Genomic DNA, 23003 nt, shown 5'->3' on the forward strand with positions numbered 1-23003 from the left:
GGGATGTTCCTGTTCAGAGGACCGGAACGGTTCGGGCGGCGTCGAAGCCCCGACCGGCCACGCGGCTGAGCTGCGCGACCCGCAGCGAGATCTGCCCCTGCGGCCCCCCGAAATCGGCGAGCTCGTCCGCATGGGCGTAGAGCCACTCGGTCGTCGCGGAGGCGACGCTCCGCCTGACCGCGCCGCCGCCGTCGAGAATGTCGAGGCCGTAGGCCTCGGTCTCCTCGCCGAGCGGGACCTCGGCCACGTCCCAGCTGTCGCCGTCGAGGCGCGTCCGCCGGATCCAGGAGAGAAGGATCCCATCCGCCCGACGCCGCGCCCGAAGCTGGACGGGCGAGAGCGGCATCAGCGCCGTCGGCCCGACCCCGGCCGAAATCTCGACGCAGGCCGGATCGGCATGGTCGCGGCCGGCCGGGCCGATGCGATAGGTCCAGCTCCGGCCGAGATCGGCGAGCGACGTCGAGAGCGACAGGACGGCGCCGTCCAGCCTGACGATGGCGGCGCCCGCCGCGAGCGTATGGACGGCGAGCCGCTCGGTGCCGCCGAGGCCGCGCAGGAAGCCCGACAGGCGGTAGCGGCGCTCCCCGATCAGCTCGGCCGACCGGACCGAGACGACCTCCGAGGCGCCGTCGGGACCCCGGATCGCGAGGAGCGTGGCCCCGGCGAGCGCCGCATCGCGCGTGCTCGTGCTGAGGCCGCCGCCCGAGATCTCGACATCCAGCCTCGACAGCTCGTCCCAGAGCCAGACGGGCCCGGGCGTGAAAGTCGTGAGCGTCCGCCCGATCACCGCCGGGACCGACACGACCGCCTGGAGCGCGAAGCTCTCTCCGTCGGCGGAGCGCCAGACCGCGACCGCGCCCGGCCAGGGATCGGCCGCGACCGCGAGATGTTGCAGGGCGTCGGGCGACCGCGCCGAGGCCGGCAGGTCGAGGAGGACCGCCGCGGGCGGGCCCGGGAGAAGCGGCGGCCGGTGCGGCCGCGTGCCGGCGAGGTCCCGCGGCTTCGCCCGGAAGACCGCAGGCTCGACGGCCCGCACCTCGACGGCGCGCGCCGCACCGTCGGTGATGCGGACGACGCGGTGCAGGCGATCCTGCCCGCCCGTCGCCAGCGCGACCACGTCGCCCGGCTGCAGCGCGATCTCCCGCGGGGAGAGGGCGAAGGCGGCGGTCTCACGGGCCGCCCAGAGGTCCTGGAGCCTGATCTCGGCAAGTCTTTGCGCCTCCGCCCGCCGGGTCACGGCGGCGACGTCGACCGCGAGCTCGCGGCGGCTCGTGCCGGCGAGCCGTCGCGACCCGACCGCGGCCCGCGCATACTCCCCCTCCCCGTCCGTGAAGCCGAGTTCCAGTGCCGCCGGCAACTCGGTCTCCTGCGCCCGCGACCGGGACAGGACGGTGTCGCCCTCGACGGCGACCAGGTCGGCGGCATCGAGGATTCGGTCGACCCCTCCACCACGCCCGCGCCAGGTTACGGCCCCGGCATCGCTGGCGGCATCGAAGCCGAAGAGCTGCGACAGGGGTCGAGCGCGTCGCGGGCCGACATCGGGCGATCGACCACGTAGCCGTCGAGATACCCGTCCAGGGCTCCGGTGCCGGCCGGATCGAGCCCGTGATCGGCGAGGATCGCGGAGACGAGCCGGTCGACCGGCACGCCCTCGAGCCGGCCGGTGATCCAATGGCCCGCCGCCCAGTTCGCGCCATCCGCCCAGACCTCGCCGAAATCCGGGAAGGCGGGATAGGGCCGGGCATCCCAGCACCAGACGGAGCTGCGCGCCGGGTCGATCATCCGGCCCGGGAAGATCGTCGAGGCCGGGTTCGCATCCGGCCGATGGTCCGGGTGGTCGGGGTCGAGCGCGGACAGCACCGCCTCGAGCCCGCGCAGCTGCGCGAGGTCGTCCCGGCTCCCGTCCGAGAAGGGCGGGAGCCCCGATTCCGAGGATTTCGGGTCCGGAAAGACGTTCGGGCCGTTCGGCCCCTTGTCGACGGCCGGGATGCCGAACTCCGTCAGCCAGATCGGTTTCGAGCCGGGCACCCAGCCGCTCGGCGCGAGCTGGACGCCGCCGGTCCGCTCGACATGCGGGTTGGACCACCAGGAGGCGAGGTCCTTCGCCCGGTAGATCCAGGGCTGGCCGAAGGCGCCGTCCGTGATCGGCGTCCGGATCTGCGCGACCCGGTCGGCCTCGCTCGCGTAGTACCAGTCGAAGGCCTCGCCGGCCCGGAGCCTGCCACGCAGATAGGCGAGATCGTGAGGCCCGGCCGCTTCGCTCTCGTCGGCATGGCCGGGCTCGTCGCGCCAATCGGAGAGCGGCGGGTACCAGTCGATCCCGACCGCATCGATCGCCGGATCGGCCCACAGCGCGTCGAGCGGGAAACGGATCTCCGCCCCGCCATCGCGAACGTGCGCGCCGTATTCGGTCCAGTCGGCCGCGTAGGTCAGCTTCGTCGCGGGGCCGAGCACGGATCTGAGATCGGCCGCGAGGCTCCTGAGCGCTGCGACCGCCGGATAGGTGCCGGAGGCGCCCCGCACCCGCGTCAGCCCGACGAGTTCGGAGCCGATCACGAAGGCATCGATCCCGCCGGCCAGAACCGCGAGATGGGCATAGTGCAGGGCGAGCCGGCGCAGGCTCCACTCGGCCGGCCCGCCATAGGTGACCGTACCGCCCGACACGCCGAAATGCGCCGGGCTCGCGGCCCCGAAGAGATGCGTGACCTGCGCAGCCGCGGCCGCCGTCCCGTCGACGCTGCCGGGCCGGCCCGGCGCCGGGTGGCAGGTGATCCGCCCGCGCCAGGGATAGGCCGGCTGCTGCCCGGCATCGCTCCAGGGATCCGGAAGCGCGTTGTCCTCGGCGATGTCCATCATGACGAAGGGATAGAGCGTGACCGCGAGCCCCCTCGCCTTCAGCTCGGCGATCAGCCGGACGACGCTCGCGTCCGACGGCGTCCCGCCATAGGCGGCGACCCCGGCCGTTCGGCTCGTCTCTTGCGCCGTCGCCCGGACCAGGCCGGCGACCGACCAGTCCGCGCCGGACGTCGCCTTGCCGGCCAGGTCGATCCGGGGCGCGACGGTGCAGAGGCCGGCCCAGAGATCGTCGCCGAACCAGCTCACCACGAGCGACACCCCGGCGAGGCTCGGACAGAGCGCCTCGAGCGCGTCGAGCGACGCCGCGACATCCGTCGCGCGGACGAGCTGGTGGACATTCTCGGGCACGGACGCCCCGAGCCCGAGCAGGCGGGCGACGGGCTGCGTGTCGTAGCCGAACTCGGTCGCGCCCGGGACGAGGCAGACGGACCGGATCAGCTGACGGAGCCCGTCCGCAGGCCGGACGACCTCGAAGGAGAATTGCGGCACGCGGTTGCCGTAGGGTGCGAGCGGAATCCGCTCGAAGACCACATAGGCGAGCCCGCGATAGGCCGGCGCGTCGCCCTCCTTGGCGACGATCAGGGGATCCGGCGCCTGCGTCTCGGTCCCGGTATGGACCCGCATGGTGAGCCCGGTGAGATCGACCTCGCGCCCATCCGCCCAGACCCGGCGCACGAAGGCGATGGGGCCTTCGCAGAGGCCGATCGCGAGATTGCTGAGATAGGAATAGGTGGTCGCCGTCGTGGTGCGGGTCGCTCCCTGGCTCCCGCCGCCCTTGCCGCCCCGGCTCGGCGCCTGGCGCTCGACGCTGGTCGTCGTCTGCACGACCTCCTCGACCGCGTCGCCCAGATCAGTTGCCCGCCGATCCGGGCCCGGCCGTAGACGCGCGGGATCGGCGCGCCTTCCGTCGAGGCGAGCCCGCCCATTTCGGTGAGGCGCGGGCCTTCCGTGACCCGGACCGTATCCGCGGCCCTGCTCCCGCCGGTGAAGAGGCTCGCGACCGCGCGCCCGGCGAGCGACGTCGCGGCATTGGCGACGCCGCCGACGAGCGAGTCGGCGGCCTGGAGGACGAGCGTCGTCATTCCACCACTCCGGGGAACCGGAAGGCGCCCGCGATCCGGCGCGACCACCAGGGCGCGACGGCGACTTCCGAGACGGCCGCGCCGTCATGGGCGTGGACCATCAGGTCCGGCCCGGTCAGGATGCCGCAATGCTTCGCCGGCAGCCGGTCCCGCCAGCGGAACAGGAGCACGTCACCCGCACCCGCCGCTTCGACGGCGACGGGTAGGAGGTGGGCGCGCGCGGCATCGAGGAGCGTCTCGCGGCCCGACGCCTCCGCCCAATCGGCCGAATAGGCCGGCGGCGGTTCGGGCTCGGGCCCGACCACCTCCCGCCACACGCCCCGGAGGAGGCCGAGGCAGTCGCAGCCGACGCCCCGGAGCGAGGCCTGGTGATGGTAGGGCGTGCCGATCCAGCCTCGCGCCGCGGCGACGATCGCCTCGCGCGTCACCGGAACAGGCTCCCGCCGTCGAGCCCGGCCTCGCCCTGGACCGGCAGCTTCACGATGAAATCGTTGCCGGGCAGGTGCGGAAAGCCGCGATGGTTCGGCACGTTCGCGAAGGTGTCGCGGCAGGTCGCGAGGCGCTTGTCGCAGCCTGCCGTCACGACGAAGGCGTCTCCGGCCACGATCGGCCGAGCCGCCCGCTGCCAGAGGTCTAGCGAGACGGCGGCCTCCGTCACGCGGTGGGATTCCACCTCGATCGCGTCACCGGCATTCGCGCCCCCGGTCCAAAGGAGGCGTCCCGCCGTGAACAGGCCCTCCGGATGGGCTGCGAGGCCGTCGGCCGATAGGCGCAGGGCGCCGTCCGTCTCAACGACGGTCCCCTCCCCGCGATAGGCCGGACTGGCGAGGTCCACCCGGCAGCGCGCGTCGCCGAGTTCGGCGGAGCAGGTGGCGCGGTAGATGAGGCCGTGCTCCTCGTCGAAGCGATGCAACGGCCCACGCAACTCGGCCACGAAGGAATCGTCCTGCCACCGGATCTCGCCGATGGACGCGCGCTCGAGCAGGAGATGCTGCGCCGGGTCGGCCCAGTTCACGAGTCGGATCTCGACCGAGGCATCGTCGTAGAGCCCGCGCAGGATGTCGCCCTCCTCGATCGCGGCCGAGTCCAGCGCGCCGGAGACGTCGCCGGTGCCGACTGCGAAGCCGAGTTCGCTCGTCGCCTCCGCGGCCTCGAGCCCCGTCCCGGCGGAATGCGTCACGCCGGAGACGACGAGATCGCGGTCATGATCGGTGAAGCCGAGCACGACGCCGTCGCGGCGGGTCAGGGTCCAGCAGCGGCAGAGGGTGGTCACACCCTCACTGAGATGGCCGGCGAGACCGGCCGGGATTGCTCGCATGAGCTGCTCCGGGTTGATGCCCTCAGGGCAGGATTTCGATGAGCGGCATCGACGGGATCTGCCCGGCCTGAAAGGCCGCGAGATCGATCTCGAGCGCGTCGGTGTCGAAGCGGACGGGCACGTCGAAGCGGAAGCCGGCCGTGACCGTGGCTCCAGGAGGCGGCGGGACCGCGAAGGTGACGAGGCCGCTCGTCGCATCCACGCCGATTCCGGTGGTGCGCGCGACGCCGCCGACGGCGATCCGAACGCTCCCGTCGACCGGCTTCGCGATCGCCCGATGCCAGGCTGTCGCGCCCGTCCCGTAGCTTTTCGCGAGCGGGAAGACGGTCCTGACGCCGTCTCCGGTCCCGATCAGCTGATTGGTCGCCGTCGGCTCGGCGGAGGGCGGGCAGGACCGATCGTCCATCCGGTCACGGAAGCGGAAACCGATCAGCCGGCCCCGCCGCTCCTCGAAGAAGACGAGAACGGCGTGAAGCGCGTCGACATTCCGGATCCCGAGCCCGGCATCGTAGCGCCGGCGCGAATTCGCCCAGCGCGCGTTCCGGTGCTCGCGGCCGGAGGCGAGCGTCACGATGTCGGTGCGCCGGACCGGTCCGCCGCGCGACCCGAGCGCGATGTCGAGCGGGAAGCGGATCTCGTGGAAGTCGGTCGGCATGGCTGTGCGCTCCGCTCAGAGAGCCCGCCGGCCGCGGGAGACGGCCCGGGCGAGCGCGGCCGAGACCTGCGCCTCGGAGCGCCGGAAGCTTTCGATGTCGTGGGCCGCGATGTTCACCGTCACCTGGGTCGTGCCGCCCGCGGCCGAGCGCACGCCGAGCTTGCCGTCGGCGCCCCGGGCGAGCGGCAGGATGGCCTCGGCCCCGCTTTCTCCCATCAGCCCGAGACGGCCCTGCGCCATTGGGAAGAAGGTCGGCGCCGCGACTACCCCGCCCTCCGCAAAGGGAACCGGCCGCCCGGCAGCCAAGACCCCGCCGCTCGCGAACGGGAAGGCGCCACCCCCGAAACTCGTCAGGCTCGCGGTCTCCGACAGCGACTGGACGGCGTTTCGAAGCGCGCCGGACAGCGTCGTTCCGATCGTGGAACCGAGGTCGCGTCCGAAGGACGACGTGAGCGAGCTCGCGACGCGGTCGAGCACGCCGGATAATTCCTTGCCGGTCGAGGTGCCGGCGGAGAGCGCGCCGGAGAGCGATTGTCCGAACCTCTGGGCCAGGCGATCGAGCGTCTCGAGCTGGCGCTGCTGCCGGGCGAGCGCCTCGCCGTCATCCGACATCGGCATGGGTCAATCTCCGGGTTGGCGGTCCGGGTAGGACCTCATCAGGGCGGCGAGGTCCCGGCCGAGGAGAGGCACGAGACTTTGCGCAGGCGGGCCGAGGGCGGCCACGATTTCGCGCGGCGTCGCACGCCACGCCGTCTCGGGAGTCCACCGCAGCCGGCCGAGCACGAATCCCAGCACCTCGTCCCAGGGAAAGGGCGAGACGCCTGGCTCCGGGTTCAGGCCTGCTGCGGCTCGGGAGGGTTTGGCGACGGCGCTCCGAAGGTCGCGTCGAGAAGCGCCGCGACGGCCGCCGCGATTTCGTGCAAGCCGCCCCCGACGGGCATCGCCCGGACCTCTTCGTCGCTGATCGGGTGACCCGCGCCCCGGAGCCCCGCGCCGAAGATGCGGACAAGGTCCATGACCGAGAGCCGGCCCGTGCCGAACCGGGCCGCGAGCGCCCCGAGATCGTCGACGCCGAAGGCGTCTTCCAATTCGGCGAGGCTGCCGAGGGTGAGGCACAGGGTGTAGCGCCGGCCATCGACCGTCGCGCTCACCTCGCCGCGTCTGCGATTGGCCATGTCAGAGCGCCGTGAAGGATAGGGCGCCGGCGGATTCGAGGGCCATCTCGAAGGTGACCTCGCCGGCATGGTCGCCCCGGTATTCGAGACCCGTGATCTGGAAGGCGCCCTCGATCCGGCCGAAATCGGGGACGATCACCTGCAGGATCTCGATGCCGCCATCGAAGAAGATGGCCCGCATCCGGGCATCCGACGCGGCATCCTTGAAGACGCCCGACCCGCTCATCGCGGCCCGCCGCATTCCGGCTCCGGCCAGGAGCTCCCGCCAACGCCCGGCCGAATCGGCGTTCGTCACGTCCACCGTCTCGGCATTGAAGGCGAGTTGCCGTGTCCGCAGCCCGGCCACGGTCTCGAAGCCGCCCGCACCGTCGGCGAGCTTGATCAGGAGGTCCTTCCCCTTCTGGGCACTCATTCCATCATCCTCGTTGGTTGGCCTGCCTCACGGCGCGGCGGCGACGTCCGTCACGGCGACGAGCCGCAAGGTCACCCGGGCGAGGCGCGTCTCCGGATCCCGGTCGCTCGCGATCTCGCCGACGGACAGGCGGACCAGGTGGTGTCCGGAGAGCGCGAGCGGCGCATCGTCGAGCAGCGCCGCCATCCGGTCCGCGGCCCGGAGGGCGGAGGCGGCGCTTCCGGCCTTCGCGTAGACGACGATCGAGACGTCCTGTTCGTGCCCGCGCTCGGTCGAGGTGGAGCGGTCCCGCAGAACCGCGTCGCCGAACACGGCGTAGAGCGGGGGCGCACCCCGGGGCGCCTCGTCATGGGGGCCTGTCAGTCCCCCCATCAGCGAGGACAGCGTGGCGTCGGCCTGGCAGGTCGCCCGGATCGCGGCCCGAAGCGGCAGGATGGGAGAGCTCATGGGCCGAACTCCTCGACGAGGCAGACGAGCGCGCGGCGGCGTCCGTCGGGGTCGCCGGCATGGGTGATCCGGAAGCGCCGGACGCCGAGCGTGAGCTGCATCGCGGCCGTGACCCCGTCCCGGAACGGAAAGGTGAGCCGGTGCGTGGCGAGCCCCTCCTCCCGCCCCGCCCGGAACCGCTCCGAGCCCGACAGGAGCTCCATCGCGCCCCATAGCTGCGGGCCCGGCTGGTAGGTGCGGACCACGCCCCCGAACCCGTCCGGCGTTTCGAGCGGGAGTTCGAGCGTGAAGCGGCGCCCGCGCCGGCCGGTGCTGGGACGCGCCCTCATGCGAGCCTCGGCCGAAGATACGGCGCGACGAGCGCGAGGGCGTCGGCCGGAAGCTTCCCGCCTGGCGGTGGCCCGTCGTCGCCCCGATGCTCGAACCAATGCGCGACGAGCCTCTGGATCGCGAGGCGAAGCGGCTCGGGCACCGCGGCGGGCGCGCTGCCGTAGCCGCAGGCGACATCGATCTCGATCGCGCCGTGCGGTCCTGCCGGGTCCGGCGCCGTGGCGTCGATCAGGAGACGGACCGGGTCGCAATCCAGGTCGAGCCGATACATGTCGGGCGACAGGAGGTCCGGCATGCTGGCCGGGCGGACCAGCCGGACCGCCTCGACGGCCAGGACCGGAAAGACCGGCAAGGCGACGACACGGCCCGGCGGCCAGGAACGGAGCCGCACGCGCCAGCTTTGCTCGAGGAGCGAAAGCCGCGCGGTTCGCTCGACCGTGAGCCGGCCGGCCATGATGAGGGCAGAGACGAGGTCGTCTTCCTCGGTGCCGTCCAGCCGCAGGTAGCGCTTCATGGCGTCCAGCGTGACGGGCTCGACGGCCGGGCCGACGAGAGCTATCGGACTCATCGCGATGTCTCCGGATATGATCGATGCTGTGCCGCGCCGACCGGCGCCGGCTGTTCCGCGTGCCGTCGGCCGCATTCTCGCGCTCGCGCTCGCGCTCGCGCCGGTCAGGGCCGGCGCCGTCGTCGGCGGCAGCGATGATCAGGGGCCGCTCTCACGAACCACCGTGATGGTCCTGAACTCGCGCGGCGGGGTCTGCTCCGGCATCGTCGTCGCGCAGGACGCGATCCTCACGGCCGCCCATTGCGCGACCGGGACCGACCAGTACCGAATCCATCTTCCAGGCGGCGGCGGCTCGCCGATCCTGATCGAACCGTCCGCGATCACCGTGCATCCCGGCTACGACCGGGGAGCCGCGAAGGCGCGCCGTCGATCCATCGATCTCGCGCTGATCCGCACCGCGACCGCCCTGCCGGCCGGCTTCTCCGCCGCGACCCTCACCACCGCTTTTCCGGCGAAGGGTGCGGCCGTCTCGCTCGGCGGCTACGGCGTGTCGCGCGAGGGCGATCCCCGCTCGACCGGGACCTTCAGGACGGCCGCGCTCGCCGCCGTCGAGCCCTACGGGCCCGGCCGGATCCTGCTTTGGGCGGCCAGCAGCGGGGGCGGAGCATCCGGCGCCTGCGAAGGCGATTCCGGCGGTCCGATCGCGTCGGCGGGCGGCGCGGTTGCCGCCGTCTCGACCTGGGCGACCGGGCGGGGCCGGGCCCGCTGTGGCGAGATGAGCCAAGGCGTGCTCGTCGCGCCCCAGCGCGCCTGGATCGACCGGACGCTCTCCGGCTGGGGGCGGGCCGCCTCGTGGGAGTGAGCCCGGCCCTTGCCGTTCGGCAGAGTGCGACGCAAAGTGCCGCCATGCGCCGCCTGATCAGAATGCTCGCCGCCTGTCTTGCACTCTCACCGGCGACGGCGGCCGCGGTGACCCGCGGCGTGGTCACGCAGGACCCGAACGGCCTCCGCAGGTCCGTGGTGCAGATCGAGAGCTCGCGCGGCGAATTGTGCTCGGGCGCCGTGATCGCGCCCGACCTCATCCTCACGGCGGCGCATTGCGTGCTGCAGCGCGCCGCCTACCGCGTCGTCCTCGTGGACCAGCGGTTCCGGCGCTTTGCCGTGAAGGCCGTCGCGGCCGCGATGCACCCCGACTTCGTGCCCGGCACGACGCCCCGGAACCAGCCCGGAATCGACCTCGCCATCATCAAGCTGGCCCGGCCTCTCGGCCCCGATTTCACGCCCCTCGACCCGGCCGCGGCGTCCAGTGTCGCACCAGGCGATTTCGTCAATCTCGCCGGGTTCGGCCTGTCGGCCGAGAACCGGCGCGGATCGGCCCGGGTGTTGCGCCAGACCCGCCTGATCTCGCTCGGCACGCTCCAGGTGCGTAATCGCGTTCTCGTGATGGCGGACGAAGATCGGCTCGCCGAGACCACCGGCGCCGGCGCATGCCGGGGCGATTCCGGCGGCCCGATCGTGCGGGGGGGACCCGGCTCGTATCAACTTCTCGGCATCGTGAGCTGGTCGAGCGGCGCCCTCAAGTCGAACATCCCGACGGCCTGCGGCGGCCTGACCGCGGTCACCCCGGTCGCGGAGCACGAAGGCTGGATCGCCTCGCGCTCCGATGCGCTCCGGCGCTATTCGGCCGAGCGGGGCTCGTCCTCCGCCGGCGGCAACGCCTACGACTGGACCGCACGATAACGCCGCGCAGGCCTGAAACCTTCGCTCGGCCGCCGCCGTACCTCCGCCATCCTCGCTCTGACGCGGGGTTCAACGGAGCTGAACCATGACACATTCCAGAGGGTTGATACTGGCCGCGATGCTGGCCGGCGTCTCGCTGACCGGCATGGCCGCCGTCGCGACCGCGCAGGAGAAGACCGTCACCGTCGGCGGCGCGCCCATGTACCCGTCGAAGACGATCGTCGAGAACGCCGTCAATTCGAAGGATCACACGACGCTCGTCGCCGCCGTGAAGGCGGCTGGCCTGGTCGACACGCTGTCGGGCAAGGGCCCGTTCACGGTCTTCGCACCGACCAATGCGGCCTTCGCGAAGCTCCCGGCCGGCACCGTCGACATGCTGGTGAAGCCCGAGAACAAGGCGACCCTCACCAAGATCCTGACCTACCACGTCGTGGCCGGGAAGATGGGCGCAGCCGAGCTCACCAAGGCCATCAAGGATGGCGGCGGCAAAGCCATGCTGAAGACGGTCGAAGGCGAGAACCTGACCGCGATGGCGGCCGGCGGCGGGATCGAGATCACGGACGCCAAGGGCGGCAAGTCCAAGGTCACGATCGCCGACGTCAACCAGTCGAACGGCGTCATCCACGTCGTCGACACGGTCATGATGCCGGCCACGTAAGCTCTCCCGAGTGCTGCCTCTCCCCGCCCAGGCGGGGAGAGGTTCGCCTCAGGCCGTGAATTTCAGCAGCTTGATGGCCTCGAAATCCTGAACCCCGCCGCCGACCCGCTTCGTCGTGTAGAAGAGCACGTAGGGCTTGGCGGAATACGGGTCCCGCAGCACCCGGATGCCGGCCCGGTCGACGACCAGGTAGCCGCGCCGGAAGTCGCCGAAGGCGACCGACAGGCTGTCCGCCCCGATGTCGGGCATGTCCTCGACTTCGCTCACCGGGAACGACATCAGCGTCGCGGACTGGTCGACGGTCGCGGGCGGCTGCCAGAGATAGGCCCCGCCATCGTCCTTGAACCTCCGGATCACGCTCTGCGTGCGGCGGTTCATCACGAACCGGGCATTCTGCCGATGTCCCGCTTTCAAGGCGTAGACGAGCTCGACGAGCTTGTCGGACGGTGCGTCCGCCGGAAAGGCGCCTTCGACGCCCGTCGCGACGAAACCGAGATGGCCCCAGCTCCAACTGCTCTCGGCGACGGTGCTGGAGGTCAGGAAGCCCTTCGGCTTGTTCACGCCGTCGCCGCCCACGAAGGCAGCGCTCTCCTGGGCCGCGAAGGCGGTCTCGACCTCGTCGGCGAGCCACTCGTCGATATTCACGATCGCGTCGTCGAGCAGCGTCTGGGTCGCGGCCGGCATCGCGTAGAGTTCCATCGCCGGATAGGCCATCTCGGCGAGCCCGGGCGCGGCGGTCTGCGGACGCGCCGCCGTTTCGCCGACCCAGCCCGAGGCCGGGCCTGAGGTCGACACGGCGCGCTTGTAATGGCCGCCGGAGATGATCCGGACCGACGCGATCGCCCGGATCGGGGAGAGGGTCGCGAGCCGGGTCAGCACCTCCTTCTCGACCGTCTCGGGAACGAGGTAGCCGCCGTCGGGCCCGGAGCCGGCCGAGAGCGCCTTCGCCTCGAGCTCCTTCAGCCCGCCGGCCTCGCCCGCCCTGACATAGAGGTCGAAGGCGGCCTTGTGCTCGACGAGTGCCGGGTCGCGGCGGTCGCGGGCCTGGCCGGCCAGCGCCGGCCGCCGCCCGTCGAGCTGGAGCCGGTCGAGCCGGCGCTTGGCGTCGTCGAGCGCGCCGTCGATGCGGGCGAGCTTCTCGTCCGTGAGGATGTCGGCGCCGTGGCGGCTCTCGATCTGGCTCAGCCTTTCGTCATTCGTCTGCCGGAAGGCGTCGAAGCCGCGGGCGAAATCCTCGAAGGCGTCGGCGACGTCGCGGCCGGCGGCGGCGGATTTGGTCTCGGGGGCTTGGGCGTGGGGGGTCATCGTGTCCTCATGGTGAGCGCCGGCAGGCCGGCGGGGTGGGAGAGCCGGATCGCGGCTCGGCGGATGGCGAGAGCCAGGCTCTGCGTCGGGGCGGGAGGCGGCGCGGAGACCCGCGCCCCCGGCAGCATCGGGAAGGTCACGACCGAGATCTCCCAGAGGTCGACCCGGCGCAGGCGGCGGTGGCCGCTCGCCCGGTCGCGGTCGGCCTCGACGACCCGGAAGCCGATCGAGAGCCCGTCGACGCCGCCCTCCGCCATCAGCGCGGCGATCTCGCGGGCACGGGCGACGTTGGCGTTGAGACGTCCCCTGACCCGGAGCCCGCGCGCGTCCTCGGAGAGCGCGATCCAGCGGCCCAGGGGCTCGGCCGGATCGTGCTGCCACAGCATGCGGATTCCCGCCGGACCGCGCCGCGCCAGGCTGTCCCGGAAGGCGCCGGGCAGGACCACGTCGCCGCCGAGGTCGGGCGTGCCGAACAGGCTCGCATAGCCTTCGAACTCGCCGGCCCGGGACACGGCGAGGGCCGGATCGGCGAGGAGCTTCGTCTCCCGGGCCGGGCCTGCCCGACGGGTTGCTGCCGGTCTCATGCCGTTGCCTTTCCAGTAGAGGCCGGAGCCCGGGCGCCGGCGACGCGCCGCCCGTAGCCGACCGCTTCGCGGCGCTCGTCCTCGTCCAGGAAGGTCGCGCCGCCGACCCGTCGCCAAAGCGATTCGCGCTCCGTCGCGAGCGCCTCGATCGCATCGAGATCCGGCTCGAGCCGGAAGCCGTGCGCCCGCGACGCGGGCCCGAAGGCCGGCCCGAGCCACTGGATCAGCGCCTCGCCGGTGCGCCGCGCGAGCGGGATCGCGGTCTGGCGGTAGAAGGCGCGGTTCGCCTCGGCGTAGTTCGCGTGGGTGTTGTCGCCGTTCAGGCCGAGGAGAAGCGGCGGCACCCCGAAGGCGAGCGCGATCTCCCGCGCCGCCCCGTTCTTGGCCTCCACGAAATCCATGTCCTTCGGCGAGAGCGACAGCGGCTTCCAGTCGAGCCCGCCATCGAGGAGAAGCGGGCGGCCGGCATTGCCGGCGCCCTGGTAATTCTGCGCGAGTTCGGTCTTCAGCCGGTCGAACTGGATGTCGGTCAGCGAGGCGCCGGAGGGACCGGCGAAGACGAGCGCGCCGGACGGCCTCGCGGCATTGTCGAGCAGCGCCTTGTTCCAGGCGCCGGCCGCATTGTGGATGTCGAGCGCGACGGCCGCGGCCTCCATCGGCGACGATCCGTAATGGTCGTCGAGCGGATGGAAGAGCGTGAGGTGGAGGATGGGCGGGACGCCCTCCCCCTCCTGCTCGAAGCGGAGGGTGCGGGAGCCGACGGCATAGTCATAGGCCTCGGGCCATCCGTCCGTGCCGGGCACCACCCGCATCCGGTCCGGCCGGAGCCCGTAGAGTTCGCGCGGCACGCCATCGACGGAGGCCGCCTGCAGGTAGGCGTTCCCGGACACCATCAGATGCCCGTAGATGCCTTCCAGGAAGCGCGTTCCGGCCTCGCGCCGGTTCGGCGCCGCCAGGATGTCGAGCACGGGATGCCGATCCACGGCCCGTCCGTCCTCCGTGAGCGTCAGCGGGATCGAGGCGGCCGCCTCCGCGACCAGCCGGACCGCGCGGTGGACGACGGCGTTGCGCTGGAACCCCTCCCGGGCGAGCGCAGTGTAATCGCGCGCCGTCCAGACGGGCCGGCCGGTGAGGTAGAAGGCGAGGGTCGAGCCGAGCGGCGGGGGCCGGGTCTGCGCGGCCTTGCGGTCGGGCGCGAGCCCGAGCCAGCCGAGGATCGGTTGCAGCATGCGATGGTCCTTGGAACGAGGAGGTGTCGTGGGCGTACCCCGCCCTCAGAGCGCCCTGATCCGGGGCTCGCCCGGCGCGCGCAGCATCAGGTCGGTGATCGCCCAGACGAGGGCGTCGAGCCGGTCGGGCGAGCGGCCGTTGGAGAGCCCGCCCAGGCCGAAATCCGCCATCTCGTCCTCGAGCGCCGGGAAGGCGCCGACATGGCGCACCCTCCCCTGCTCGTAGAGGAGCGCGACGGGCTCGGCCCGGAGATACTTGCCGCGGCTCGCCCGGACCGAGGTCACCGGCACGCCGGGATCGACCTCGTGCAGCACGGCCTGGACCATCTCGCCGCCCTGGTTCGCCTCGACGATCAGGGCGTCGGCCGACCAGCGCCGCCAGGTCGCCACCGCCTTCGCGGCCCATTCGCCGGGCTTCGCGCCCTGCAGGGTGGCATCGGCCAGGACGAAGCCCGTCGCCATCGCGTCGATCCCGGCCACGACGATGCCGCAGGCATCGGCCCGGGCCCCGGACGAGACCGGCGGGTCGACGGCGACCACGACGCGGGCGAGATCGGGCGCCGCCGCGACCCGGGCGGCCTCGATCATGTCCCGCGTCCACAATGCGTCGGCCCGCTCCTCGACGAGCTCGCCGTCGAGCTCCTGGCGGCCGAGCCGCGTGTGGGCATATTGCCCGACCACCGTGTCGAGAAAGGCCGGCGCCAGGTGCTCGGCATTCTCCCCTGTCCGCGTCCGGCTGACGACCACGCGCGGCTCGGCGAGGAGGCGCTTCAGGAGGCGGATCGGCTTCGGGGTGGTCGTCACCACCTCGCGCGGCCTCGCCCCCAGCCGCAAGGCGAATTGCAGCATGTCCCACGTCTCCTCGGGATGGCGCCACTTCGCCAGTTCGTCCGCCCAGGCCGCGCCGAATTGCGGCCCGCGCAGCGCATCGGGGTCCTCGGACGAGAAGGCATGCGCGACCGCCCCGTTCGGCCACGAGAGCCGGCGCAGGCTGGGCGCCCAGATCGGCCGGTCGGACCTGCCGCCATGCACGGCGAGCAGGCCCGAAGGGCCGTCCACCATGACGTCGCGCACCGCCGCGTAGGTCTCGCCGACCAGCGCGATGCGGCCGGCGCGCGGTTCGCAGAAGCCGGGATGGCCGAGAGCCGCGCCCCGGATCCATTCGGCCCCGGTTCTCGTCTTGCCCGAGCCGCGCCCGCCGAGGATCATCCAGATCGTCCAGTCGGGGCCGCCCGGCTCAATCGCCGGAGGACGCTGCTTCTCCCGACAATAGATCGACCAATGGCGCAGCAGGTCCTCCAGCTCGCTCCTCCGAAGCCGGAGCGCATCCATCGCCGCGTCGCGCTCGCTCCTCGTCGGAAATGCGCTGGAGGTGGCCGTAAAGCTCGTCCCGCAGCTCGGCGAGGCTGCGCAGGGGCCTGTCGTCGGCAGCGGCATCGATGTCCTGCTTGTCCTGGCCGATCCCGGCCCGCCGGAGGGTCGCGAAGGTGCTGACGCTGAGCGCGAGGGCCTTGGCGGTCGCCTCCGGATCGGCGCTGCGCCCGGGCGAGGCACGGTCCTCGAGCTCGGCGATGCGCTCCGACAGGAGGCGGGCGAGCCGCCGCTCCAGCCGCGAGACCGCACCGTCCTGTTCCTCCGGAAAGGCGACCGGCCGCCGGCGAAGAAGGTTCCGGCCGGGCCGGGCGGAGGCGGGCCGGCGGAATGGCTCCCTCGCCTTGCCGAGGGTGCGGTAGAGTTCCTCGCGCGTCGCATCATGCTGGACGAGGATCTCGGCGACGGTGAGATCGCCCGCCCGGTAGCTGTCGAGCAGGGCCCGCTCGTGCGGGCTCAGCAGGGGTCGAGATGTCTGCAAGGTCGGGCCGTTGTTGGGGTGGAGGCCCTCGGCGTCCCGCCCCACCGGGCAGCGGCGCCTCGCCTCGACACACTTCGTCAGCGTTCCCGTTGAGTAGCCCAGGAGCGCACCGGTGTCAAGGACTATTTTCACATTAGGGGCTGCGAAGGTGATCGAGGGGCTTACAGTGTCGGCGTACGAGGCCGCGGGGGGACCGGGACCGGGGCGTCTCCCCGTTGCCGTGACATCCTGGTCGTGAAAGTCAGAGGCTGGCCGGAAGCGGAAGGGACCGCTGTCGAAAGTCAGCGCGGAGAGCAGACATCGCTTCCTGACCGATTCCGACCCATTGCGGACACACCGCATTGGCACGATAGTCGAGAGAGTTGGGTGGCGGGAGCGCGCGCCTTGGCGGCTATGGAGCTACGCGGGCCGTCGCGGTGGGGGCAGGCCTTCCGAGCAGCGCGTGGGCTATTCTTCCGTGGAGGGCTGGACGATGACCAGAACGCCGGTGCAAGAACAGAACCACGGGCGTAGTAATACAGGAAGGCAGCGGTCTGTGGTACGATCCCTCGATCAGCACCACCTCGACCGGACAGTGGATCGTCACAGCACCGCCAGAAGTGCTGTGACGACGCAACGCGGTCGGTAGCTAGTCACACGACGTCGAGGTTGAAACGGACGTGAAGGTGATTGTCGTGGTTTGGCCAGGGCTGAACGCCCTTCACCTTCGAGTCATTGAAGAAGATCAGCCGAACGGGAAAGACGCTGTTAGTTAGGAAATGGTGGACGAGGTCTTGCGTGAGCACGCGGGAATAGGCGGCGTCCTTCCATGTTACACCCTGCTTCGCGTGGTCCGATCGCAGCGGGAGGACGTCGACATCGACGCCGAGCCGGTGAGACTTGTGGCCGGGAATATGACCTCCTCCTTGCTTGCTGACGTCGCCGATCCCGATCGAGACGCCGGGGTGCTTGGTCGCGAAGGACTGACCGACGGCCGTCAGGGCCTGGATGGTTCGCTGTATCCCCCATCGCTTCGAGGCGCTTCCGTAAGTCCACAAGCCCGTCTTGGGCATGACAAGCTGCGCGTTGACCGGCGGCGCGCTCAGAGCGTCGAACCAGTTCTCCTCCGGAACGGTGTCTCCTTCCGGATCGAGATAGCCTGATGGGCTGTCATCCCCATCCGCCTCGCCCGATAGGTGATCCTCGTGAGCCTGGTGCGGGACCTCCGGCGATGAAGAAGTGGAGGGTCTGCTCTTCGGGCCTGCGATGATGAACTTGAGCTCGGTCGGAGCTTTGAGGCTGAATTCGATATAGTCGATGCCCTTCGGAAACAGCCTCGGCCTGGCATGCTCGTGGACCCCTGCTGCCTTGTTGATCAGGGCGTTAAAAGTCTCGAGGGCCGTCGAGTAGGCCCCAAGCTCCGCGGACTGAGTTCGGAGCTCCGACGACACGACGCGCGCCACCTCATCGTGATCGATCTCGGGGCGAAGGTCTTCGTCGGACGGCTCAAGATCCTTCATCTCATTGCGCTCGTCCTGAGAAATGATGAAATCGTCCAACTTTGGATCGATAGCGTCCCGGGCGGCCTTAATCATAGCAAGAAATGCGGCCCACTGGCCGATCAGCAAAGTTGGACAGTACTTGCCGGTCCAGGATTGATGAGTTCTAACGGCACCGATCTCAAGTTTCAGCTCCTTGAGTAATTGCGCGATCAGCGCGGCCGCCTTCTTGTTGGCTACCGCCTGGTCGCCGTCGGAGTTCATGCAAATCTCAATGCCGATGCTCGCCGCGTTTCCCGGGCCCGCGTGCCAAGCGATCTCGTTGAAAGGCAAATGCTTGATAACGTATGTGTCGTCGACGGTGAGATGCCATGACACCCATTGTTTCTGCCCGTTGGGTAACACGTAGTACCCCGTCTCACGTACAAACTTCGAATGCGCCTTTGCTCCAGCCCCTTTACTTACGTTCGACGTATTGTGTACAGTAATGTATTTTGGATTAATATTTTTGCCTGGTCTATTCGGTCGTCCTTGCGCAATCAACTCTACCAAAATTGGAACTGTTGTTGTTTCGATAGTTTCGCTCACGACACCCTCCCGTTCTACTTTGGGATGGTAGCCGTTCGCCACGCTCAAGCAAGAGGACTCTCAGCACTGATTTGGGGTGGCCGTTACTACTTGGAGGGAGGACGCATCCCGACCCGGCCGCGCAAAGCGCAAAATTGGCAAACGGCCGCGCCGCTCCCTATAGGACAACGGGTGAGCAACGTGGGCGCCCGCTCATGTAGCGCGGCACTGTCGAAGAAGTGCCGCCCCTTGTCTGACCCCGATGGTAGCCTGGTCCCGGCAGTGGCCGTCGGCGCACGTCGCGTTAGGAGGGCGGCGTTCCGTTCAGGCCAAGGACCGACCCTCTCCACCACCGCGGTCGGCGGCGCGCCCGAGCGGGGACGGCCTCGACACACCACCACATTACAACGGGTTGCCCAGCCCGGATTACCTTGTTGGCCAGCGGAACCGAGACGGGCGAGACCACGCTGGACGTTCTCGGGTGGGGGCGATCCCGTCCTGGGCCAAAAGCCGGAAGATTCCCTGCGCGCCGCTCAAGCCTCCATAGGTGCCGAGAAGGGCAGCAGCACGTAGGAAATGCCCCGTCAATACGCTCCCTAGCGTACCAACCCCGGCGCGGCTTGCTTTCTCGCACGAAAACGGCGGCCTTTCGGCCGCCGTCCGCGTCGCCCCTGAGGGCGCAGTCGCCGGGCGCGGTTAGGCGGCGGCTTTCTTGTTGACGTTCGTCTCGCCGAGCTGGGTCAGCTTCTGGTCGGTCGCCTTTTCCTCCTCGAGCGTCTGCTCGAGGATCTTGGCGATGTTCGCCTTGCCGGCCTGGTTCGACCACGCGATCAGGGTGCCGTAGCGGGTGATCTCGTAATGCTCGACCGCCTGGGCGGCGGCCAGCATGGCGGCATCGCGCACCTCGGTGTCGTCGCAATCCGACATCAGCTCGTTGGCTTCCTTGATGATGCCGTCGATCGCCGGGCAGGTCGCACCCTTGGGCTCCTTGCCGAGGATCTTGAACACCTCGTCGAGGCGGGTGATCTGCTTCTCGGTCTCGCCGAGATGCTTCTTGAACGCCTGTTTCAGCGCGGAATTGCCCGCCTTGTCGACCATCAGAGGCAGAGCCTTCGTGATCTGATGTTCGGCGTAGTAGATGTCCTGCAGCGTATGCAGATACAGATCATCCATCGTCTTGATCGGTGACGAAAAGAACCCCATGGGCCCGCTCCTGATTCTCGAGGAAAGACTGGCGGCCGCCGGGCGGCCACGTCCCGTGAGCAGAACGGACTAGGGCGGCGGGAGTTCCGGCGGGGGTCGCCCGCGCGCGCTCAATCCACGATGCGGTCGAGCAGTTCGTCGACGGTGAAATCCTCCTCGGTCCCGGCGACCTCGCCCTGGACCGAGATCCCGGCCCGGTGAACGCTGTCCGGATCGCCCGAGACCAGCGGGTGCCACCGCGCGAGGTCGCGGCCCTCCTTGACGAGGCGATAGCCGCAGGTGCGGGGGAGCCAGCGGATCGCCCGCACGCTTTCGGGGGTCAGGCGCACGCAATCGGAGACCCGCTCCTGCCGGCGCTCATAGTCGCGGCAGCGGCAGGTCCCGCCGTCGAGGAGGATGCAGCCGACATCCGTGTAGTGGATGGTCCCGGTCTCGTCGTCCTCGAGCTTGATCAGGCAGCAGCGCCCGCAGCCGTCGCACAGGCTCTCCCATTCGGAGGGGCTCATCTCCTCCAGGGTCTTCGTGCGCCAGAATGGCTGTTCCGGTCCGACCGGCTGCGACATGGTGAATGATCCGTTTCGGCGCATGGTCCCGTCCGTCTGGGTCGGCCCGGGACGGTCTTGTCGGGAACGCGCTTTGCGCCGCTCCGCCCTGTAGCACGAACCCGCACGGGACGCGTGTCCCGGCCGCGTGTCGAGGCAGCGCACCTCCCGGCGAGGAAGGCCGGGGGTGGTCGGGATCACGAGACGCGTCGGCGGATGGTTGGGCTCCGCTCTGCACGCGGCCGGGCTCGCCTTGGGCCGCGCGCTCCGCCTCCTGCTGGCGGGCCTCGACGAGGCCGTCACGCTGGCGACGGTCGGCGCCCTCCTTCTCCTCACCCTCGCCCAGCCCGCCTTCCGGGAGACCGGGCCCGATTGGCTGAAGCGGCTCGATCTCTCGGCGACCTTCCTCGACCGCCATGGGCGCGAGATCGGCCGCCGCGGCATCCGGCACGACGACCGGCTCGCGCTGGACGACCTGCCGCCGCATCTCGTCGCGGCCGTGCTGGCGACCGAGGACCGGCGCTTCCACGACCATCACGGCATCGACCCTGTCGGCCTGGTCCGGGCCCTCGTCGCGAATGCGCAGGCGGACGGCATCGTCCAGGGCGGCTCAACCATCACCCAGCAGCTCGCCAAGAACCTGTTCCTGTCGGGCGAGCGGACGCTGGAGCGCAAGATCAGCGAGGCCTTCCTGGCGGTCTGGCTCGAATTCCGGCTCGGCAAGGCCGAGATCCTGAAACTCTATCTCGACCGGGCCTATCTCGGCGCCGGAACCTTCGGCGTCGAGGCCGCCTCGCGCTTCTATTTCGAGAAGTCCGCCCGCGACGTGACCCTGGCCGAGGCCGCCACCCTGGCCGGCCTCTTCAAGGCGCCGTCGCGATACGCGCCCCATGCCTCGCCGGCCGCGGCCCAGGCCCGTGCCGGCGACGTGCTCGACCGCATGTACGACACGGGCGCGATCGGCCGGCGGGAGCGCGATGCGGCCAAGGAGGCGCCCGCCGTCGCGGTCGCGCGCGACGAGGCGCTCCACCCGGACCATTATCTCGACTGGGCCTTCCGGGAAGTGCAGCGCCTTGCCGGAGCGGGCCGGTTCGGCGCCGAGACGGTGCTCGTCGTCGAGACGCCGCTCGACGGAGCCATCCAGCGCCAGGCCGAGACGAGCCTCCGGGCGGCGCTCGCCCGGGACGGCCAGCGCTTCGCCGTGCGGCAGGCCGCCATGGTGGTGATGGACCCGGACGGGGCGGTGCGGGCGATGGTCGGCGGGCGCGACTACGGCGACAGCCAGTTCAACCGCGCGACGGACGCGCTCCGGCAACCCGGTTCCGCCTTCAAGCCCTTCGTCTATGCGGCCGCCCTCGCCTACACCTCGCTGCGGCCGAATTCGCTCGTTCAGGATGCGGAGATCTGTCTCGGCTCGTGGTGCCCGGCGAATTACGGGCGAAGCTTCGCGGGCGCCATGCCGCTCTCCTCCGCGCTGGCGCGGTCGATCAACACGGTCGCGGTCAGGCTCTCGGTCGAGATCGGCCGGGCGGCCGGCGAGACCACGACAGCGCGGCAGGCCCGGTTCGGCCGCGGCCGCATCATCGACGTGGCCCAGCGGCTCGGCCTCACGACGAAGCTTCAGGACACGCCCTCGCTGCCGCTCGGCGCCTCCGAGGTAAAGCTCCTCGACATGACGGCCGCCTACGCGGTCTTCGCGAGCGGCGGCGTCAGGGTCGAACCGCACGCCGTGGTCGGCGTCGCCAATGCCCGCGGCACCCTGCTGTTTCGCCGCGACCGCGACATGCCGCGACCGGGCCGCGCGATCGCGCTCGACATCGTGGCCGACATGAACAGCATGCTGCGCAAGGTGGTGGACGAGGGAACGGCGCGGCGCGCGGCGATCCCGGGCCATCCCTCCGGCGGCAAGACCGGGACCACGAGCGCCTATCGGGACGCCTGGTATGTCGGCTTCACGGGCCATCTCGTCGGGGGCGTCTGGTTCGGCAACGACGACGACCGCCCAACCCGCCAATTGACCGGCGGAGCCCTGCCCGCCGCGCTCTGGCACGACGTCATGGCGCCGGCCCATCGCGGACTTGCCCCGCTGCCCTTGCCAGGGCTCGACAGCGCGGGCCCCCGCACCGCCGCCCAGCGGGAGCGAGGGTTCATCGAGCCCGCCGCCGCGGCTTCAGGTTTCAGCCCGGTTCAGGGCAGACGCGGCTTCGACGTGGTCTCGGGGTCCGGGCGGACCGGCCTGCGCTGAGGCGCGTCAGCCCTTGCGGACGAGAGGAGCATCGTTGCGCATCGGGCGGACGATCGTCTCGACCTCTCCGGCGCAGGACGCGGCGGCGAGCGGCCGCACGCCGAGCCGCTCGAGACGGATCCGCTCGACGCGGAGCGCCGCGATGACGCGCTCCGTCGGCCCGGCATCGCGCTGCGGCGCCTCGATCACCAAGTGGTCGAGCGCGTAGGCGTAGGCGGCGACCCGAAAGGCGCTCGCCGCGGTCACCCAGGCGATGAGGCAGCGGTTCTCGGCCACGCGCGCCCGGGCGTCGCCGACATCGTCGGGGCTCACCTCGGCTGCCCGGCCGAGCGCGCGGAGACGGATACGGTCCGCGGCCAGGACCTCGGCGGCGACACGGGCGAAGGGCTCGACGAGCCGGAGATCGGCCGCCGCATCCTCGGACAGCCGGCGGTACAGGGACACGGGCGAGCGGCCCTGATCCTCCAGCAGGCCACGATGATAGGCTTGGCGGTCGGGCCCGATCAGGTCGGGCGGGACGATCCGGGTCGCAACGAGCTCGGCCAGGATGCGGTCGAACCAGGGCCGGTCCCGTCCCGGAACGAGGAAGCGCCAGGCGCGGTCGCGCAACTCCGTCTCGTCGTCGGTGAAGGGGTTGCCGGAGACGGGCTCGCCTCGGGCGGCGGCCGCGAGAGATCCCGTCTGCCCGACCATGCTGTTCCACGCGGAGGTCTTCACGCGGCCGAAATCGCCCCGCTCGACGCAGCCCGCGAGGGTCGAGGCGAGGATCAGGATAAGGGGCGTCGCGGAGAGGCGCTGCACGCGACGGTCCTGACCG

23 protein-coding genes and 1 pseudogene are annotated in these 23003 nt (G+C 70.9%); 4 read left to right on the top strand and 20 right to left on the bottom strand.

Annotated features, from left to right (window positions below):
* Positions 1 to 13: 13 nt before the first annotated feature.
* The 11 genes and pseudogenes from ACFE87_RS04425 to ACFE87_RS04475 form a co-directional block, all read right to left on the bottom strand.
* A pseudogene (locus ACFE87_RS04425) lies at positions 14 to 3938 on the bottom strand (glycoside hydrolase/phage tail family protein).
* On the bottom strand, positions 3935 to 4366 hold the full coding sequence (locus tag ACFE87_RS04430; RefSeq protein ID WP_375458409.1) for a DUF6950 family protein: 432 nt from the start codon (positions 4364 to 4366) through the stop codon (positions 3935 to 3937). Before ACFE87_RS04430 ends, ACFE87_RS04425 begins: the two are co-directional and overlap by 4 nt.
* Positions 4363 to 5256, bottom strand: a complete 894-nt coding sequence (locus ACFE87_RS04435; protein ID WP_375458410.1) for a DUF2163 domain-containing protein — start codon at positions 5254 to 5256, stop codon at positions 4363 to 4365. Before ACFE87_RS04435 ends, ACFE87_RS04430 begins: the two co-directional genes overlap by 4 nt.
* A gap of 22 nt (positions 5257 to 5278) precedes the next feature.
* A complete protein-coding gene (locus ACFE87_RS04440; protein ID WP_375458411.1) occupies positions 5279 to 5911 on the bottom strand; it encodes a TIGR02217 family protein in 633 nt (210 codons plus the stop codon).
* Positions 5912 to 5926: 15 nt separating this feature from the next.
* Complete coding sequence (locus ACFE87_RS04445) at positions 5927 to 6529, bottom strand: phage tail tape measure protein (RefSeq protein ID WP_375458412.1); 603 nt, start codon at positions 6527 to 6529, stop codon at positions 5927 to 5929.
* 3 nt (positions 6530 to 6532) lie between these two features.
* The gene (locus ACFE87_RS04450; RefSeq protein WP_375458483.1) at positions 6533 to 6748 is read right to left on the bottom strand and encodes a phage tail assembly chaperone; all 216 of its coding nucleotides are present in this window, start codon (positions 6746 to 6748) and stop codon (positions 6533 to 6535) included.
* Positions 6745 to 7086 (bottom strand): gene transfer agent family protein, encoded by a 342-nt coding sequence (locus ACFE87_RS04455; protein ID WP_375458413.1) that lies wholly within the window; start codon positions 7084 to 7086, stop codon positions 6745 to 6747. Before ACFE87_RS04455 ends, ACFE87_RS04450 begins: the two co-directional genes overlap by 4 nt.
* Position 7087: 1 nt before the next feature.
* The gene (locus ACFE87_RS04460; RefSeq protein WP_375458414.1) at positions 7088 to 7498 is read right to left on the bottom strand and encodes a phage major tail protein, TP901-1 family; all 411 of its coding nucleotides are present in this window, start codon (positions 7496 to 7498) and stop codon (positions 7088 to 7090) included.
* Positions 7499 to 7525: 27 nt separating this feature from the next.
* The gene (locus ACFE87_RS04465) at positions 7526 to 7945 is read right to left on the bottom strand and encodes a DUF3168 domain-containing protein (protein ID WP_375458415.1); all 420 of its coding nucleotides are present in this window, start codon (positions 7943 to 7945) and stop codon (positions 7526 to 7528) included.
* Positions 7942 to 8274 (bottom strand): phage head closure protein, encoded by a 333-nt coding sequence (locus ACFE87_RS04470; RefSeq protein ID WP_375458416.1) that lies wholly within the window; start codon positions 8272 to 8274, stop codon positions 7942 to 7944. Before ACFE87_RS04470 ends, ACFE87_RS04465 begins: the two co-directional genes overlap by 4 nt.
* A complete protein-coding gene (locus ACFE87_RS04475; protein WP_375458417.1) occupies positions 8271 to 8843 on the bottom strand; it encodes a hypothetical protein in 573 nt (190 codons plus the stop codon). Before ACFE87_RS04475 ends, ACFE87_RS04470 begins: the two co-directional genes overlap by 4 nt.
* Before the next feature lie 4 nt (positions 8844 to 8847).
* On the opposite strand from ACFE87_RS04475, the gene ACFE87_RS04480 reads away from it, so the two are divergent.
* From ACFE87_RS04480 to ACFE87_RS04490, 3 genes are all read left to right on the top strand, one after another.
* The gene (locus ACFE87_RS04480) at positions 8848 to 9645 is read left to right on the top strand and encodes a trypsin-like serine protease (protein WP_375458418.1); all 798 of its coding nucleotides are present in this window, start codon (positions 8848 to 8850) and stop codon (positions 9643 to 9645) included.
* Positions 9646 to 9752: 107 nt separating this feature from the next.
* Positions 9753 to 10523 carry a trypsin-like serine protease gene (locus ACFE87_RS04485; protein WP_375458419.1) on the top strand — a complete coding sequence of 257 codons (771 nt, stop codon included), beginning with the start codon at positions 9753 to 9755 and terminating at the stop codon, positions 10521 to 10523.
* 85 nt (positions 10524 to 10608) lie between these two features.
* Positions 10609 to 11181, top strand: a complete 573-nt coding sequence (locus ACFE87_RS04490; protein WP_375458420.1) for a fasciclin domain-containing protein — start codon at positions 10609 to 10611, stop codon at positions 11179 to 11181.
* 48 nt (positions 11182 to 11229) lie between these two features.
* On the opposite strand, the gene ACFE87_RS04495 is transcribed toward ACFE87_RS04490, so the two are convergent.
* From ACFE87_RS04495 to ACFE87_RS04530, 8 genes are all read right to left on the bottom strand, one after another.
* On the bottom strand, positions 11230 to 12486 hold the full coding sequence (locus ACFE87_RS04495; protein WP_375458421.1) for a phage major capsid protein: 1257 nt from the start codon (positions 12484 to 12486) through the stop codon (positions 11230 to 11232).
* Positions 12483 to 13070, bottom strand: coding sequence for an HK97 family phage prohead protease (locus ACFE87_RS04500; protein ID WP_375458422.1), 588 nt, complete (start codon positions 13068 to 13070; stop codon positions 12483 to 12485). The genes ACFE87_RS04495 and ACFE87_RS04500 overlap by 4 nt, the downstream gene beginning before the upstream one ends.
* Positions 13067 to 14299 (bottom strand): phage portal protein, encoded by a 1233-nt coding sequence (locus ACFE87_RS04505; protein ID WP_375458423.1) that lies wholly within the window; start codon positions 14297 to 14299, stop codon positions 13067 to 13069. The genes ACFE87_RS04500 and ACFE87_RS04505 overlap by 4 nt, the downstream gene beginning before the upstream one ends.
* A 45-nt stretch (positions 14300 to 14344) precedes the next feature.
* Positions 14345 to 15631, bottom strand: a complete 1287-nt coding sequence (locus ACFE87_RS04510; RefSeq protein ID WP_375458424.1) for a DNA-packaging protein — start codon at positions 15629 to 15631, stop codon at positions 14345 to 14347.
* Entirely contained in the window at positions 15537 to 16151 is a 615-nt protein-coding gene (locus ACFE87_RS04515) for a hypothetical protein (protein ID WP_375458425.1), read from the bottom strand. The genes ACFE87_RS04510 and ACFE87_RS04515 overlap by 95 nt, the downstream gene beginning before the upstream one ends.
* Positions 16152 to 16783: 632 nt before the next feature.
* Entirely contained in the window at positions 16784 to 18217 is a 1434-nt protein-coding gene (locus ACFE87_RS04520; protein ID WP_375458426.1) for an N-acetylmuramoyl-L-alanine amidase family protein, read from the bottom strand.
* Positions 18218 to 18892: 675 nt separating this feature from the next.
* Positions 18893 to 19399, bottom strand: coding sequence for a ferritin-like domain-containing protein (locus ACFE87_RS04525; protein ID WP_375458427.1), 507 nt, complete (start codon positions 19397 to 19399; stop codon positions 18893 to 18895).
* A gap of 110 nt (positions 19400 to 19509) precedes the next feature.
* Positions 19510 to 19962: a YcgN family cysteine cluster protein gene (locus ACFE87_RS04530; protein WP_375458428.1), complete on the bottom strand. Its 453-nt coding sequence runs from the start codon at positions 19960 to 19962 to the stop codon at positions 19510 to 19512.
* A gap of 199 nt (positions 19963 to 20161) precedes the next feature.
* Here ACFE87_RS04530 and ACFE87_RS04535 point away from each other — a divergent pair, with 199 nt between their 5' ends.
* Positions 20162 to 22186: a transglycosylase domain-containing protein gene (locus tag ACFE87_RS04535; protein ID WP_375458429.1), complete on the top strand. Its 2025-nt coding sequence runs from the start codon at positions 20162 to 20164 to the stop codon at positions 22184 to 22186.
* Between the two features lie 6 nt (positions 22187 to 22192).
* Here ACFE87_RS04535 and ACFE87_RS04540 read toward each other — a convergent pair whose 3' ends face one another.
* Positions 22193 to 22987 (bottom strand): hypothetical protein, encoded by a 795-nt coding sequence (locus tag ACFE87_RS04540; RefSeq protein WP_375458430.1) that lies wholly within the window; start codon positions 22985 to 22987, stop codon positions 22193 to 22195.
* Positions 22988 to 23003: the final 16 nt, after the last annotated feature.

Origin of the sequence: uncultured Enterovirga sp., from assembly GCF_964242715.1 — a bacterium.
In the GTDB taxonomy this organism is placed as follows: Bacteria; Pseudomonadota; Alphaproteobacteria; order Rhizobiales; family Beijerinckiaceae; genus Enterovirga.